General features: G+C 42.0%; 12 protein-coding genes. 8 read left to right on the forward strand and 4 right to left on the reverse strand.

Annotated elements, in window-relative coordinates; genetic code table 11:
- Window positions 1-295: 295 nt before the first annotated feature.
- From AB4153_RS18310 to AB4153_RS18320, 3 genes are all read right to left on the reverse strand, one after another.
- Window positions 296-1,066, reverse strand: a complete 771-nt coding sequence (locus AB4153_RS18310) for a hypothetical protein (RefSeq protein WP_371998322.1) — start codon at window positions 1,064-1,066, stop codon at window positions 296-298.
- A gap of 190 nt (window positions 1,067-1,256) precedes the next feature.
- Window positions 1,257-3,185: an alkaline phosphatase gene (locus tag AB4153_RS18315; RefSeq protein WP_371998323.1), complete on the reverse strand. Its 1,929-nt coding sequence runs from the start codon at window positions 3,183-3,185 to the stop codon at window positions 1,257-1,259.
- Between the two features lie 13 nt (window positions 3,186-3,198).
- The gene (locus AB4153_RS18320; RefSeq protein WP_371998324.1) at window positions 3,199-4,782 is read right to left on the reverse strand and encodes an alkaline phosphatase; all 1,584 of its coding nucleotides are present in this window, start codon (window positions 4,780-4,782) and stop codon (window positions 3,199-3,201) included.
- A 398-nt stretch (window positions 4,783-5,180) separates the two neighbouring features.
- On the opposite strand from AB4153_RS18320, the gene AB4153_RS18325 reads away from it, so the two are divergent.
- From AB4153_RS18325 to AB4153_RS18345, 5 genes are all read left to right on the forward strand, one after another.
- Entirely contained in the window at window positions 5,181-6,437 is a 1,257-nt protein-coding gene (locus tag AB4153_RS18325) for a DEAD/DEAH box helicase (RefSeq protein ID WP_303515522.1), read from the forward strand.
- A gap of 250 nt (window positions 6,438-6,687) precedes the next feature.
- Complete coding sequence (locus tag AB4153_RS18330) at window positions 6,688-8,751, forward strand: PhoX family phosphatase (RefSeq protein WP_371998325.1); 2,064 nt, start codon at window positions 6,688-6,690, stop codon at window positions 8,749-8,751.
- 141 nt (window positions 8,752-8,892) lie between these two features.
- Window positions 8,893-9,276, forward strand: coding sequence for a VOC family protein (locus AB4153_RS18335; protein ID WP_371998326.1), 384 nt, complete (start codon window positions 8,893-8,895; stop codon window positions 9,274-9,276).
- A 252-nt stretch (window positions 9,277-9,528) separates the two neighbouring features.
- The gene (locus AB4153_RS18340; protein ID WP_371998327.1) at window positions 9,529-11,856 is read left to right on the forward strand and encodes a TonB-dependent receptor; all 2,328 of its coding nucleotides are present in this window, start codon (window positions 9,529-9,531) and stop codon (window positions 11,854-11,856) included.
- 20 nt (window positions 11,857-11,876) lie between these two features.
- The gene (locus tag AB4153_RS18345) at window positions 11,877-12,557 is read left to right on the forward strand and encodes a Fe2+-dependent dioxygenase (protein ID WP_102526460.1); all 681 of its coding nucleotides are present in this window, start codon (window positions 11,877-11,879) and stop codon (window positions 12,555-12,557) included.
- Between the two features lie 103 nt (window positions 12,558-12,660).
- Here AB4153_RS18345 and AB4153_RS18350 read toward each other — a convergent pair whose 3' ends face one another.
- Window positions 12,661-13,158 (reverse strand): hypothetical protein, encoded by a 498-nt coding sequence (locus AB4153_RS18350; protein ID WP_371998328.1) that lies wholly within the window; start codon window positions 13,156-13,158, stop codon window positions 12,661-12,663.
- 316 nt (window positions 13,159-13,474) lie between these two features.
- On the opposite strand from AB4153_RS18350, the gene AB4153_RS18355 reads away from it, so the two are divergent.
- The 3 genes from AB4153_RS18355 (at window position 13,475) to AB4153_RS18365 (ending at window position 16,104) form a co-directional block, all read left to right on the forward strand.
- Window positions 13,475-14,296 (forward strand): ion transporter, encoded by an 822-nt coding sequence (locus AB4153_RS18355; RefSeq protein WP_303515507.1) that lies wholly within the window; start codon window positions 13,475-13,477, stop codon window positions 14,294-14,296.
- A 395-nt stretch (window positions 14,297-14,691) separates the two neighbouring features.
- Entirely contained in the window at window positions 14,692-15,486 is a 795-nt protein-coding gene (locus AB4153_RS18360; RefSeq protein ID WP_371998339.1) for an AzlC family ABC transporter permease, read from the forward strand.
- Window positions 15,487-15,801: 315 nt separating this feature from the next.
- The gene (locus AB4153_RS18365; RefSeq protein ID WP_102526463.1) at window positions 15,802-16,104 is read left to right on the forward strand and encodes an AzlD domain-containing protein; all 303 of its coding nucleotides are present in this window, start codon (window positions 15,802-15,804) and stop codon (window positions 16,102-16,104) included.
- Window positions 16,105-16,136 lie beyond the last annotated feature (32 nt).

Here is a 16,136-nt window from a genome sequence, read left to right on the forward strand (position 1 = left end):
TAGAAGATAGAAGATAGAAGGTAGAAGGTAGGGGGCGGATTGTAGAAGATAGGGAATGTCGACCGGAATGAAACTGATCACTCAAGTTTGTTGATTGCTTATAAGCAAGATTAGCAGGGAGTTACGAGCAACTCCCTTTTGAAGCGTGGTATAAAGAGCGCCTTTAACTCAAAGCTGGTTTGGAAACACTATATAAACTGAATGTTTAATCAGCATGTCCATGTTTATGTCCATGTTTATGTCCATGTTTATGTCCATGTTTATGCCCATGTTTATGTCCATGTCTAAGTTAATGTCAGTGTGAATGCCCATCACTGATTGCTTTTCCTTCTGTGTCATAAAACCCAGATGCGCCGTGCTCAACAAACCCTAGCGTCACCATTTTAGTTAAAAACTCATCGCTATGATCGTCGCCAATATCGGCGTAATCGGTCATTTTGTAATGATTAAGCTGTTTGAAAAAAGTCGCGATTTTATTTGCATCATGGCTGAGTTCAGTCAGTTGCCATTGCTCATGTATTTGATGTTTTCCTTGGTTTTTTGTCCAACTAAAATGACTGATAAGTTGAAGTTCAGGTAACCAAACTAACTCAATTTTACTGTTGGCAGAGGTTTGAGTGAGCACTTGCTGACGCTCACAGCCTTTGCCTGTTTCGGCGCTAAGGGTTAACTGTGAAATAAGCTTGTCAGAGATAAATTGATAACGATATGACCAGTCGTGTTCAGATTTCCCGTGTACTACTTCTCCGGGTTGGTATTCTATGCCGCGTTGATAATGATCAAAAAAACGGGTGGGTTTGATTTGCTTATTATTGAGCAAAAACCACGATTCGGTTATGTCTGTTTGCGGGTATTGATGTGCGACGGTGTTTCCCTGACGCCATAGGTTTAGCTGGCTTGTGTGGCTCGAATTTTTACTCGATAAGTTTGGCGAATTATCAGAGGAGGTGAGTTGATAACTTGCCTGCAAGTTTGATGGTGATAACTCACATTGAGCTTCAGCAGCGCTCGATAACGTGATGAGTAAGCTTGATAGCATGAATGATAAAGGCAGTGATAACTTCACAAAAACTCCTATGACATTGGTTATTTTGCTCAATGTCGGTGTAAATAGGTTAAGACTAAATAATTAATTAAACCCTATGGCTGCAACTGGGTTACAGCCAAAGGGTTTATTACAACAGCTCTTATTACTGTTCAAAGAGCTGATCTTATTAAAGCTAGTATTACAGCTCTTAGTACAATTACAGTAATGACTAGTTGGTTTGCGCAGCGTTAGCTTTGTTAGTTAAATCAGCAGCAAAGTCCATGATGTGGTAAATCACACTCTGTTCATTGGTGCCATTGACTAACATTGCTCCTGGGCCGTAAGCATAGATCCCAACATCTTCACCCGCATGAGTTTCAGAGCTGGTAGGCACTAATGACTCTTGGTGGAAACCAGAAGAGGCTGTGTCGACATCAGTGAGGTCAAATCGACCTGCGGTAATGTCTTCGCCGTAACCAGCATCTGCATCCGTTTCAGTACCTAGGTTCTTAAAGCCGCGACCATTGGTGTAACCCAGTGTGGTGTATGGCATACCATCAGAAGCTGTTGAAGGTTCTTCGCTACCAATGCCAACGACTGTTCCTAAGATTGGGTTACCGCGTTTTGGGTAACCTGCAATGGTAAACACGTGGCCGTGATCGGCAGTAACAATGATTAATGTGTCAGACATATCCGTCATTTCAACTGCTTTGGCAATCGCATCTGAGAATGCCAAAGTGTCAGTTAATGCGTTATACGCACTGCCTGCGTGATGACCATGGTCGATACGACCAGATTCAACCGTTAAGAAGAAACCTTCATCGTTGTTATCTAGGATATCAATGGCTTTAGCAGTCATTTCAGCGACAGAGGGTTCACCTGCAACATCATTGGCGCGATCAGCTTCGTATTGCATATGAGACTCGTTAAATAAGCCCATCACACGAGTCGTATTAGCGGCATCAATGGCATCAAAGCCTGCTTGATCCATCACATACACACCGTCTGTGTAGGTCGCTTGCCACTCAGCTGTTAAATCACGGCCATCGGTGCGGTCGCCTTCAACTGAACTGACTGCATCTGCTGAGTTATAAGCTGCATCTTTAGGTAAGAAATGACGGCGACCGCCCCCCATAACAACGTCGATACCGTCAACATCAATCCCGTTAATGCGCGCTTCAAGATTGGCTTCAAAGTTAACCAGTTGGTCAGCAATATCTTTACAACCAGCTGTAACGGCCTCTTCAGGCATATCTGAGATGTCTTCCCAGTTACGATCGGCAGATTTAGCATAAGTAGCAGCGGGTGTTGCATGGGTAATACGTGCAGTTGAGATTACACCCGTTGATTTACCCGCTATTTCTGCCAGTTCTAATGCGGTGATTAACTCAGTGCCTGCCACTGTACTGCAATCGCCACGCTCAACATTTTCATCAACCCCTAAAATGCCCGCATCCGTTTTCACACCACTCATCATCGCAGTCATGGTGCCTGCTGAATCTGGCGTTTGTGCATCAACATTGTAGGTTTTAGCAAGACCTGCAAATGGGAAGGTATCGAATGAAAGGTTATGCTCTTCACCGTTTTTACCTTGCATTTGTCCTTCTAAAATACGCGCTGCTGTGACAGTTGAAATACCCATACCGTCACCAACAAACAAAATCACGTTTTTAGCGCTGCCACGTAACTCATTTAAGGCGCTAGCATTGACTGCTGCGACTGATTGCGCTGATGTTTTAGCGCTGTTACTTGCCACTAGATTTGGCATGGTTGCATTCAGCCAATTTTGGCGTGCGGTGGTGATTTCTTGCTGGCCCGCTACAAACCAGTCGTTATTAACACTGGTTAAGATTTCGCTGGTACTAATTTCAGTATTACCTGGTGCACATACGTATTCTGTAGCAGTGATTTCAGCGGTTTGTAATGCACCGTCACTATCAGCATCAATACCTGAATCAATTTGTACACCGCTGTTAGGGCAGTTAGCGTCGCCAATGGCTAATGCTGTTTGTACGATAAGACTCGTTGAACCATTTGAACCATCAGCACCATTTGTTCCGTCAGTACCATTGGTTCCGTTAGCGCCATCATCACCGTCTGAACAAGCAGATAGACCGATTACAGCAAGGGCGACAAGAGATAGATTTAAGTTTTTCATATTCATTTCCTGCTTATTCCTGAATTAAGTCGAGAGATTGTTCAATAAGATGAAATACTACGCTTTGCTCAACAACACCTTGCACAAGTTGTGCGCCAGGGCCTTGTGCATGCAAAGTAATGTCTTCACCTGAATGGGTCTCTGAACTCATTGGAATCAAGGCTTCTTGGTGAAATCCTGATGTAGTGGTATCAACGTTTGTTAAGTCCTGACGACCAGCATTTACGTCTTCGCCATAACCCGCATCCGCATTGGTTTCGTCGCCTAAATCATGGAAACCATTACCATTGGTGTAGCCGAGTGTTGTGTACGGTAAGCCATCAGATGCCACAGTTGGTTCAGTTTCGCCAATAGCGACGACTTTACCTAAAATTGGGTTGCCGCGTTTTGGGTAACCAGCAATAGTGAATACATGGCCGTGGTCAGCGGTAACCAAAATAAGGGTCTCGCTTGGGTCAGTTTTTGCGACAGCTTCTTTAACTGCATCAGATAGGGCAATAGCGTCAGTTAATGCGTTATAAGCGCTACCAGCATGGTGGCCATGGTCAATACGACCAGACTCAACCATTAAGAAGAAACCATTGTCATTGTTATCAAGAATATCAATCGCTTTACCTGTCATTTCAGCTATTGAAGGTTCACCTGCCACATCATTGTCGCGGTCTGCTTCATATTGCATATGAGACTCATTAAATAGTCCCATGACTTGCTTGGTATTTTCAGTGTCGATGGCATCAAATCCTGCTTGATCCATGACGTAAACACCTTCGCTGTATTTGGCTTGCCATTCTGCGGTTAAATTACGTGAATCTGTGCGATCGCCTTCAATTTCACTCACGGCATCTGCGCTGTTAAATGTGGCGTCTTTTGGTAAAAAATGACGACGACCGCCACCCATGACGACTTCGATACCATCGATATCCACACCTTGAAAACGTGCTTCGAGATTGGCTTCAAAATTCACCAGTTGTTCGGCAATGTCTTTACAGCCGCCAGTTAGTGCATCTTCTGGCATGTCTGAGATATCTTCCCAGTTACGATCAGCTGATTTTGCATAGGTTGCAGCTGGTGTTGCATGAGTAATACGCGCCGTTGAAACAACACCCGTTGATAAGCCTTTGATTTCAGCTAGTTCAAGTGCAGTAACCACTTCATTTCCAGCAACCGTTGAACAGTCACCGCGAACGATATCTTCATCAACACCTAGAACACCAGCATCACTTTTAAGGCCTGACATCATGGCTGTCATCGTGCCCGCAGAATCCGGCGTTTGAGCATCAACGTTATAGGTTTTTACTAAAGCAGTGTGAGGGAATGTTTCGAAGCTTAAGTAACCTTCTTCACCAGGTTGTCCTGCCATTTGTCCCTGAAGAATGCGCGATGCAGTTAGGGTTGAAACGCCCATCCCATCACCGACAAAAATGATCACGTTTTTGGCTTTAAATTGATTATTAGTATCCAGTTTTGTGTCGATTGCGCTTTGCGCATCAGTAAACCAAGCATTCTCAGTTTGATATGACGGTAGCACTTCAGCATTTAAGGCACTTGAAATGACTAAAGCAAGCACACCATATGATGCTTTCCAGGTCTTATTCATTATGTTGTCTATCCTATTGACGAGTGGTGGTTGAAAGCAGAGTTAGCTGCCCAATGAAAACGCACAAAGGTTAATCGGATGTTGTGAATGTTAGCTTGCAGTTATTTGATGTTTTGATGACCGAAATGTGACCACTTAAAACTGAATAAATTGTACTGATATAATCTGTTTATTAATGTTTGAATTATAAAGGATTAATTTTTTGATATGTTATAATGTATTGTATTTGTGGCTATTTTTGTTCCCATTGAATTAGTGATATTTTTGAATAATATTTAAATTTTTTGCATGAAAATGACGTTTATGATGAGAATTTAGTGGCGGAAATCATCACTGCTACATCGTGAAAATGTGACTGACATGGTAAAATAACGGTCAATATTTTTGGAGATAGATTAATGCCTTTTGCCGAACTTGAGCTTCAGACTCAACTTTTACAACGTTTAACCGAGTTGAAATACCTACAGCCTTCTTCAATACAGCAACAAGCAATACCTGTCATTCTTGCTGGTAAAGATGTATTAGCTGGCGCGCAAACTGGCACAGGTAAAACGGCGGCGTTTGCATTACCTATCTTGCAGCAATTACTTAATCAGATTGAACCAGCGACTCCACACTCAGCAGCTCCGCAATCTGGTTCAACTCAAGCACTAATATTGGTTCCAACCCGAGAACTGTCGCAGCAAGTAAGCCAAAGTGTCGAAAGCTACGCTAAGTTAACGCCTGTTAAGACAGTGTCTGTTTATGGCGGCGTTGCTATTAAAGCGCAAATCGAAGCGATAAAACGTGGCGCTGATATTATTGTTGCAACGCCTGGGCGCCTGCTGGATTTAGTTCGTCAGCAGGTTTTGTCTTTATCTGACATTAACTATCTAGTGCTTGATGAAGCTGACCGCATGTTAGACATGGGCTTTAGAGATGAAATCATCGACATCTTGAAACGCTTACCGAAAACTCGCCAAACATGTCTTTTTTCAGCCACATTGGATGATCGCATTTTTAAATTTAGTAAGCGATTACTGCAATCACCCCATGTGATTGAAGCGAGTGAGCGCAATACAACGGCAGCCAAAATTGTGGAGCGAGTCTATAACGTCGATGCTAGTAATAAGCTGCCTTTGTTATGCCACCTTATTAAAAAAGAAGATTGGCAACAGGCATTAGTGTTCAGCCGTACTAAACAAGGTGCGGATAAGCTTGCAAAACAAATGGTGCAAGCGGGCGTTAATGCGGCGGCATTTCATGCTGACTTATCGCAAGCGGTGCGTGAAACCGTGCTTGAGCAATTTAAATCGGGTGAAGTTAAAGCGTTGGTGGCTACCGATGTCGCGGCCAGAGGCTTAGATATTAATGAATTGCATTATGTGGTTAATGTTGAGCTGCCATTTCAAAATGAAGACTATATTCATCGTATTGGCCGCACGGGCAGGGCGGGCAAAGAAGGCCAAGCGATTACCTTATTAAGTGTTGATGATGAGCCACAATTAATAAAGCTTGAAGCCTTTTTAGACAGGCGATTACCACAGCAATGGTATAGCGGTTTTGAGCCTGATTTAAGCCAAGTCGCGCCTGTGACGCGTAAAACTAAAAAAGGCTCACTGAAGCAGCAAGCGCGCCAAAAAGCACTGGCAAAATCTGCCAAAAAGCAACGCTAAAAAAGGTATTTGTCAACGCAACTTAGTTTCATTCTCTCGGCAATAAGCTCATTTATTGCCGTTATTTTTATAAAAAAAATCATTGCTTTAAGTGTATCTTGTAGGATTCAGTTGTTGTTCATCTGTTTCCTGTTGTCATTTTTGTCACATTTGTTTGTCATCTCCATCACATCGGCTTGTCATATTTAATTCTTATCTTTATCGAAAAATTACAACAATGTTTGGCAACTTTTGATCCCAAGGATAATTTATGAGCAAGGCTACATTTGATCCAACTCGTTTTAATAAAAGCAACAATACACCGTTTAACGAAGTATTAGATAAACATCTTTCAAGACGTAACTTTGTAAAAAGTGGTCTTGGATTAAGTGCTATGACGGCTTTCAGTGGTTTCGGTATCGCAGGTTGTAGTTCTAGTTCTGATAATGACTCAAACCCTGTCGATGGCACACCTTCAACGCCAGATACACCGAATGTGAGTCAGGCTACTCTAGGCTTTGAATCTATTGCTGGTTCTAAAACTGATGCGGTAACTGTTGCTGCTGGTTACTCGGCTTATGTACTTGCGCCTTGGGGGGAGCCGTTAAACGATAAAGCTAATGCGTTTAAAGAGGACGGTTCTAATACTGCTGAAGATCAGGCTAATTCTATGGGGATGCATCATGATGGCATGCATTTTTTCCCATTAACTGAAGCGGGTGATGACGGCTTATTATGTGTGAACCACGAATATATTGACCAAGCCGCATTACATCCAATGGGTCCAACGGTAGATGCTGATGGTAATCGCACCGTGCTTGATGAAATTCGTAAAGAAATCAATGCCCATGGTATTTCTGTTGTTCGTATCAAACTTAACAATGGTATGTGGGAAACGGTTAAAAATGACGATCATAACCGTCGCTTTACGGGCGCAACAGTCATGGATATCGCCGGTCCTTTAGCCTATAGCTCCTATCTTGAAACGCGTTACTCTCCAGATGGTAGCCAAGCGCGTGGCACACTGAACAATTGTGGTAATGGTTACACGCCTTGGGGCACTTACTTAACATGTGAAGAAAACTGGCCTGGTTACTTTGTTAACCGAGGTGAGTTAACGCAAGAGCAGCAGCGTATCGGTCTATCAACATCTGGCACTCGTTATGGCTGGGATCACCTAGCTGGTAACGATGATGAACGCTTAGATGAATTTGCTCGTTTTGATGTCACGCCCTCAGGTACAAGTGCGGCTAATGATTACCGTAACGAAGCCAATGGCCATGGTTACATTGTTGAAATTGACCCTTACAACCCAAATTCACGTGCTGTAAAACGTACAGCACTGGGTCGTTTCCGCCATGAAGGTTGTACCTTTGGTAAGCTTGAAGAAGGTAAGCCTGTAGTATTTTATTCAGGTCATGATTCTCGCTTTGAATACCTTTATAAATACGAGTCTACCGCGCTGTGGACAGAAGCTGATGCTAACTCAGCTAATCGCATCATTACTGGTGATAAGTACATGAATGACGGCACATTATATGTTGCCAAGTTCAGTGAAGATGGCGTGGGAGAATGGTTAGCACTAACCCTAGACAGTGTGACTACCGATGGAAACACGCTAGCAGACAGCTTTGATTCAGTAGCTTCAATCATTCTCAATACAGCAGGTGCAGCTGATTTAGTGGGCGCAACGCCAATGGATCGCCCTGAATGGGCAAGTGTTGATCCATTCACTGGGACTGTTTACTTAACCCTAACCAATAACACTAAGCGTGTTGATAGCACTAACCCTGCTAACCCACGTTTAAATAACAGCTTTGGTCATATTATCCGTTGGGATGAAGGCAGCAATGCTACTGAATTTACATGGGATATCTTTGTATTTGGTTCACCTGCTGATGGCGATGAAGAGACTAACCGCTCAGGCCTAACTGATATGAATCAGTTTGCGAGTCCTGACGGTTTAGCATTTGATAAGCGCGGTATTTTATGGGTGCAAACCGATAATGGCGCTGATGAAGTTGAAGAATACACTAACGATCAAATGCTAGCGATCGTGCCTTCACCGATGACAGACGACAATGGTCAACAACAGGTCGTCAGTGCAGATAACCAAGCGGAATTAAAGCGCTTCTTTGTTGGTCCAAATGGTTGTGAAGTAACAGGTTTTGCGATTACGCCTGATTACACCACAGTGTTTGCAAACATTCAGCATCCACGTAACTGGCCTTATAGCGCTGTTGCAACTGAAGAAACGCCAGATGGCACCACAGTGCGTCCGCGCGCGGCCACTGTGATTATTCGTAAAGACGATGGCGCTGAAGTGGGCGTTTAGTCATTAGTTGGGTTAAAACTGTTTGAATCTCATTCAGCTGTGAGTTCTCAGCAGTGACTCCTCAATAGTGAGGTCTACCGCAAACCCTGATAGAGTGATCTATCAGGGTTTGTTTTTATCAAGTATTTAAACAGGAGCGATATGTTTAACGGAATTCATCATGTGGCGATTATTTGCAATGACTATGTTAAGTCCAAGCATTTTTACACTGAGATTTTAGGTTTCAACGTCATTGCCGAAAATTACCGTGAAGCAAGAGACTCCTATAAGCTCGATTTAACCTTACCTGATGGCAGTCAAATAGAGTTGTTTTCACTCCCTAATGCACCGCAAAGACCTAGCTATCCTGAAGCGCAAGGCTTACGCCATTTGGCGTTTAAGGTTAATGATATTGATGCGGTAGTTAAGTATTTAGTCAGTCACAGTATTGATGTTGAGCCTGTTAGAGTGGACGAGTACACAGGTAAAAAGTTTACATTTTTTAGTGACCCTGATGATTTGCCGTTAGAGATTTACCAAGTGTAATTCGTATTTTTAATCCTCCCTCCCTTATTGTTAAACCCAGTCATTACTATGAAATAAAAGCCTAGTATTTATAATTATTTAGGCTCTTTATATCCCTGTTTATTATTTTGAATCTTCACTTAATGGTTCACTAATTTAAAATGAGCTTAATTATTAATGCAAATCTAAATGATAACGATTTACATTAATGTTAATTCTTTGTTAGGATGCGCCTAATTTTTAGGACGTTGTTAACAAAGGACAGTTCATAAGATGAAACCTGTACAGAGTAAAAACTTATCATTAGGCGCACAAGCCGTTGCTGCCGCACTAGTGTTTGGTAGCCCAGTCGCATCAGCTGAAGAAGTGAATCAGCAAAGCTGTAACCCAGAAGTCAGTGGTGTTGAGTGTGATAAAAATCAATCAGCTGAGGCGATTGAACGGATTAAGGTTCATGGCGTTAAGAGCTCGATTTATCTTTCTGAATCATCTGGTGATTTACGCCGAGTGGCAGATTTAGTTGATACTCCGCAGGTGATTACCGTACTGACACAAGATCAGATCCAAGAGTCAGGTAAGACCGATTTAAAAGATATTTTATCTGCCCAGGCTGGTATTACATTAGGCACGGGTGAAAACGGTAATGCCTTTGGCGATCGTTATATTATTCGTGGTCATGAAGCGCGCAGTGATGTGTTTGTTGATGGCCTGCGTGACCCAGGTATGACGACGCGTGAAAGTTTTGCCACAGAAGTTGTTGAAATCACCAAAGGCCCTAGCTCAACATTTGCTGGTCGTGGTTCTTCTGGTGGTGCGATTAACAGCGTCACTAAAAAAGCGTCAACATCGTATAACTTAGGCCGCGTTGATTTAGGTTTAGGCACTGATGAACACCGCCGCTTAACTGTGGATTATAACCACGCTATTTCAGATACAGTTGGCGTGAGATTTAATGGCTTATTGTCTGATGAAGATAAGCCTGGGCGTGAGGGCATTAGCCGCGAGCGTAATGGTGTGCAATTATCGGCAGTTTTTGAACCAAGCAATGACTTATCTTTTACCGCTGATGGTTACTATTTAGATGCCAAAGATGTGGCTGATTTAGGCAGTTATTTTGATCAAACAACACGTGAACCTATTGCAGATATTCCTGTTTATGCCCAAGAATCTGACTTTTTAGATTCAGAGGTAATGACATTTACCCTACGTACTGAATATGACATCAATGATAACCTGACGTTTTATAACGCGACTCGAGTTGGTAAAACCGAAAATGGTTATATCACCACGGGTGTGCGCGGTACGATAAGGAGCGAAACTGACCTTGAAGCACCAGGTGCAGATACGTTGACGCTAAGTACGCACCAAGGCAATCAAGAAGTTGACTACATTAGCACTCAGTTCAATCTGTTTTGGAATACTCAAATCTTGGGTATGGAAAACAAATTTGTATTTGGACTTGAGTATACCGATCAGCAAGTTGATAACGGCATTTACGACATCGCATACGCCAATGAAACTAACTGTATAACGGCAGGCCGCCGTGGTGATGCTGGCGCATACTGTATTCTTGATGGCGACGGCAATACTGTAGATAACATCGATAAGTTAATGGGGCGTACATATAGTAAAGGCATTAACGATGCTGAGTACCAAATCGAAACCGTTTCGGCCTACTTTATGGATACTGTTGCGCTAACTGAGGATGTAGAACTCTTCTTTGGTGTAAGACAGGATAGTTTTGATTATCAAAACGATACATCAAGTACACGTAATGGCGACATACTCTATGAGTACGATGACACTATGTATAACGGTCATATCGGCTTAGTGTACAGCATTACAGATGAAGGTAATATTTACGCCAATTACAGCACGGCAACCAATATTAATGGTGGCGAGTCTGATTTAGGCGCAAGTTGTGGCTATGGTGGCGTGTGTGGTGATGTTGAACAAGCCCGTGCAGCAGATCCTGAATTAGTAGAAAACATTGAACTAGGCACTAAATGGATGCTATTTGAAGATAAAGTTATGTTTTCAGCATCGGTATTCCAAATCACTAAAAGTGATGTAATGGAAAGTGTAGGTGATAGTTACTCGACGCTAGGAACATTAAATACCGGTAAAAACCGCGTGCAAGGTGTTGAATTCGGTATGGTTGGTAACATCACTGAAGCATTTAGTGTTCAGTTCTCTGCCGCAATTATGGACTCAGAAGTGCTGGAGTCATTTACCGAAGAAAACGTGGGTCTTGCATTAAGTAACTTTGCTGATGAAAGTGCTTACCTGCAGCTACGTTATCAAATTAATGATGCATTCGTGATTGGTGCAGGTTACACCTACCAAAGCGAAATGTACGGCGGACAACCTGATACAGCAGCAGGTTATGATGCCGAAAATGGCCGTTACAGTATCGTAGTGCCTGACTATCAAGTGGTTGACTTATTTGCTAATTACAATGCAACGGAGGCGCTGACTTTCCGTTTAAATGTGGGTAACGTACTTGATGAAGAGTACTTTACGGCGGCATATCGTTCTGGTTCATTTATGTATTTAGGTGATGCAAGAAATGCTAAACTATCAGCTACTTATGAATTTTAATAACAGAGTTTAATGTCGTTATGATTGTGATTGAGCAAATACTGTCGAAACAAGAAGTGGCTTTATATCGAAAGCAACTGCAAACAGTAAATTGGGATGATGGCCGCAATACAGCCATGGGCATGGCGGCTGATGTGAAAAGCAACCGGCAAGCACTGGCTAGCGATCCTGATGTGCAACATTTAGCTAATCAGTTACTCACTAAAATTGGCGCTACGCCAAAAGTGGTTTCTGCTGCACTGCCACATCAGATTTTCCCGCCTTGCTTTAATCGTTACTCTGAATCAGAAGAGTACGGTTTTCATGTTGATGCTGCAGTGATGCGAGTACCTAATACTCAAGTTGTGCTTCGTAGTGACGTGTCGATGACGGTATTTTTGTCTGAGCCGGAAGAGTATGACGGTGGCGAGCTCATTATTGCCACTGAATTTGGCGAGCAATCTATTAAGTTACCTGCCGGATATGCTGTGGTGTATCCATCAAGTAGTTTGCATAAAGTGACTGCCGTGACCCGCGGCGAACGTGTAGCTGCGATCACTTGGATGCAAAGTATGGTGGCAGATTCAGGCTTAAGGCAAAACTTATATCAGCTCGATCAGTCTATCCAAGCATTAATTGCAGCGGGTAATACCGATCGCACCGAGCTAGATAAGTTGCATCACGTTTATCACAACTTGATACGGCAATTTGCCCAGTTATGATTATCAACTGCTAATAAAAGCCCCTAAGTTTATAACTCTGGGGCTTTTTAGTATGGGGGGAAGGACGTAATTACAAAATTCTTGTTACATATAGATTAGTTGGTCATATTTCTTCAGTGCATTTACGCCATTCTTTACTATAACTGGGCTCCGCAGTTAAAAATTCTACATCTCTAACTATATTACCCCTGTTGGATACTTTCACTTCGCAGCCAGCAAATGCCATTCCATAGTGTATTTCGTACTTTTCATCAAGCAAAGGAGTAAAGCTGAAGTGGGTATGACAATTCCAACTAGGTTCTGTTGTACCGAATTGAAAATACAGCTTATTTCCAGCAGGAATCAATAAAATATCAGGTGTTTTATCTTTATGCTCGGTAATGACATGGCCGATTACATTTTCTGAATTATAGTTTTTCTTATAGCACCCATCAAAAATTTCTAGCTGAGTCACTTTCCCATGTAGAAATAGCCCAGAAAGTCCTGCGCTCACTTTTAACTCTGCCGAATTGGTATTTGTACTAGGTTCATATTCAGGTATTTTAGTCGACTTACAACCTTGTAAAGCGAATATAAACAATAACGATATAATAATTTTCAAGTTGAACTCCATTTCATTAATAACATTTTGTGTGCTGTGCATATATTGAGCTTACTAATATTAACAAGATCATATACTTGATATATTGTTAATGCAAAGTTATAACGGGCTGATTTAAATTAGAATACTGGTAATTTTAGTTGTTATACACAAATAGGAGCTATTGGTTTTTTTGGAATTAGTGTGTTCTATAGGGATTACAGGTGGATAAAACTTAACCGTAAAAACCGTGATTTTTAAGCCTATTTTAAGTTTGGTTAAGTAGGCTCTGCGATCCTCAAAAGTTGAGGGGTTATCTGGGAGAAAAAACGTCATCATGCAAGCTACGGGTGTGCTATCTGTTTTAAAAAAAGTTGATCAAAGTAAAACCTTTCAGGGCTTTGTTATTTTTGTCATTATCGTGTCGGCTTTGTCGATTGGTGCGCATACCTATCATTTACCGCCTTGGCTTGATCAAAGCTTATGGGTACTTGATATTGCCATAACGGCCTTCTTTTTATTTGAGCTGATTATCCGTTTTATGGCCAGTGATGGCATCAAATCCTTCTTTTCGAAAGGCTGGAATATCTTCGATACCATCATTGTTATTGGTAGTTTAGTGCCGTTAGGCGGCTCAACGATATTACTGGCTCGCTTACTGCGTATATTCAGAGTTTTGCGGTTGGTCTCTATGGTGCCAGAGCTGCGAATGCTGATTAATGCGCTACTAAAAGCCATTCCGCGCATGGGTTATATAGCGCTATTAATGTTCGTGATTTTCTATATTTACGGCGCTGTTGGCAGCATGTTCTTTGCTCATGTAAATGACTTTTTATGGGGGGATGTCTCCATTGCGATGCTGACCTTGTTTCGTATTTCTACGTTTGAGTCTTGGACATCCATCATGTACGAAACCATGGAAGTGTACCCATTAAGCTGGATTTACTATCTAACCTTTATCTTTTTAACCACTTTTGTTTTCCTGAACATGATGGTTGGCGCCGTATTAGATGTGATGGGTGAAGAAACTAAAATCATGCGTGATGAGCAAGCGGATGAAAATGACACGCCAAATGAGCAAACCGCAACGGCTGAAGATATAAAATTGCTTAATGATAAGATAGATAAGTTGACTGAGATGCTGGCCAAGAAAGCTTAATGCAGCGGGATTTAGCTCGCTTAATTGAGCTAGCCAATCGACTTGTTAAATGAATCATTAAATAAAAAGGCTTCCATTTGGAAGTCTTTTTTATGGCTGAATATTGTATAACAGGATAATAGTCGCTAATTCTTTACTGCTATTAGCTTAACGGTTAACGCAGATTATTCTATTTTTCACGCTTTACTTCTCCTCAAACTGTTTATTCAGGTATGCTAATTTTCAATGGTTTTCGACGTTTGTTAGCGACCTTACTTTATTGTCCCGTATATGTGTCGCAGTCAAAATATGAAAAGTGTTCTTAACAAGGAAGTACCGAAACTATGCCTGATACTAATGTTGATGATACTAATGTTGATGATACTAATGTTGATGATACTAATGCCGCGAATGATATGCTCGATAATCGGGAGGCTAAACAAAAACGCCAATCCTTTATCAAGGGACTATTGGCGGTGTTACCTTTAACCATTGCAGTGATCCCATGGGGGATTTTAGCGGGTTCTTTAGCATTAGAAATCGGCTTAACAGCAACTCAAAGCCAAGCAATGTCGGCGATTATTTTTGCCGGTAGTGCGCAGTTAGTTGCACTTGGAATGATTAAAGCGGGTGTGGGCTTAGGCAGTATTTTAATTACCACTCTATTAATTACTTCACGGCATTTACTCTATGCCATGGCATTGCGCACTCAGATTAGCCCATTACCGCTAAAATGGCGTTTGGGACTTGGCTTTCTACTTACCGATGAGCTATTCGCTATTTCAAATCATAGTCAGGCCCCTGCGCGATCAAAACCCGACAGCCTTAATCCCCAAAAAGAGAAACAAGAGGGCTTAAAAACCGAAAAGCAATCGCCTGAAAGCCAGCGGCACAAGTTTGACCGTTGGTACGCACTAGGTGGTGGTTTGACGTTTTATATTGGTTGGAATATTGCCACCTTACTGGGCATTATTGCTGGTCAATCCATTGATAACTTAGGTGAACTAGGGTTAGATTTTGCAATAGCAACAACGTTCATTGCTTTAGTGGTTCCTACCGTTAAAAAGCCTTCGATTCTGATTTGTGTCTTGGTGTCATTAACCTTGGCTGTGATATGTGCAGTATTTGAGATTCAAGCAGGGTTATTAATTGCTTCACTATCTGGGATGGGGGCAGGCTTTGCTTATGCCAAACTTAGTAGGGCCTGTTGATCTTTCGAGGTTGTTTTTGCAGCGAATTGTTGGTCACTTGTACAAGGCAAAGGCTTTGTGGTGTAGTTATTCTACATAAAAAGTCGATAACGCAGTAAAAATGACCAACAAACGCTGCCCGAAGGGTTCGACTAAAAGCGTTTTACTCTTTGTTGAATGAACTTTGCTTAGATGGCTAGGCATCAATTCATCCGCCTCGATTAAAACGCTTTTATTTCGAACAAAACTTAACCTGCAAAGAACAACAGGCCCTAATGAGCATAAAAGAATGACTACAGATGAAAAAGCTAATGTTAACTCAACTGGAGAGCAGTCATGACTTGGTTGATTATTTTATCTATGGCTGCGGTGGTCTTTATTAGCCGCTATTTACTGTTAGAGCCTAAATTGCCTCTAAAACTCAGCGATAAAACGCTGACCTTTTTGAGTTATTCGGCGCCAGCAGTATTAACCGCCATTTTAGCGCCGATTGTATTTGTGCCCGAAGGCCAGTTGAACTTAACGTTTGATAATACCTACTTAGTTTGTGGTGTGGTGGCCACGTTACTTGCGTATTTCACTGGTAATACTTTATTGACCACCGTACTCAGTATTGGATTATTCTTTATCCTTTTCTAGCGCCTTTCACACCTAGCAAACGAAGCTAACGG

The organism is Shewanella sp. 10N.286.52.E4 (assembly GCF_041468785.1).
Classification (GTDB): Bacteria; Pseudomonadota; Gammaproteobacteria; order Enterobacterales; family Shewanellaceae; genus Shewanella; species Shewanella electrodiphila.

Excerpts from the sequence above, each read along its gene's own strand:
- AB4153_RS18315 (WP_371998323.1), bottom strand. The coding sequence starts at position 3,185 with ATGAAAAACTTAAATCTATCTCTTGTCGCCCTTGCTGTAATCGGTCTA.
- AB4153_RS18320 (WP_371998324.1), bottom strand. The coding sequence starts at position 4,782 with ATGAATAAGACCTGGAAAGCATCATATGGTGTGCTTGCTTTAGTCATT.
- AB4153_RS18325 (WP_303515522.1), top strand. The coding sequence starts at position 5,181 with ATGCCTTTTGCCGAACTTGAGCTTCAGACTCAACTTTTACAACGTTTA.
- AB4153_RS18330 (WP_371998325.1), top strand. The coding sequence starts at position 6,688 with ATGAGCAAGGCTACATTTGATCCAACTCGTTTTAATAAAAGCAACAAT.
- AB4153_RS18335 (WP_371998326.1), top strand. The coding sequence starts at position 8,893 with ATGTTTAACGGAATTCATCATGTGGCGATTATTTGCAATGACTATGTT.
- AB4153_RS18340 (WP_371998327.1), top strand. The coding sequence starts at position 9,529 with ATGAAACCTGTACAGAGTAAAAACTTATCATTAGGCGCACAAGCCGTT.
- AB4153_RS18345 (WP_102526460.1), top strand. The coding sequence starts at position 11,877 with ATGATTGTGATTGAGCAAATACTGTCGAAACAAGAAGTGGCTTTATAT.
- AB4153_RS18355 (WP_303515507.1), top strand. The coding sequence starts at position 13,475 with ATGCAAGCTACGGGTGTGCTATCTGTTTTAAAAAAAGTTGATCAAAGT.
- AB4153_RS18360 (WP_371998339.1), top strand. The coding sequence starts at position 14,692 with ATGCTCGATAATCGGGAGGCTAAACAAAAACGCCAATCCTTTATCAAG.
- AB4153_RS18365 (WP_102526463.1), top strand. The coding sequence starts at position 15,802 with ATGACTTGGTTGATTATTTTATCTATGGCTGCGGTGGTCTTTATTAGC.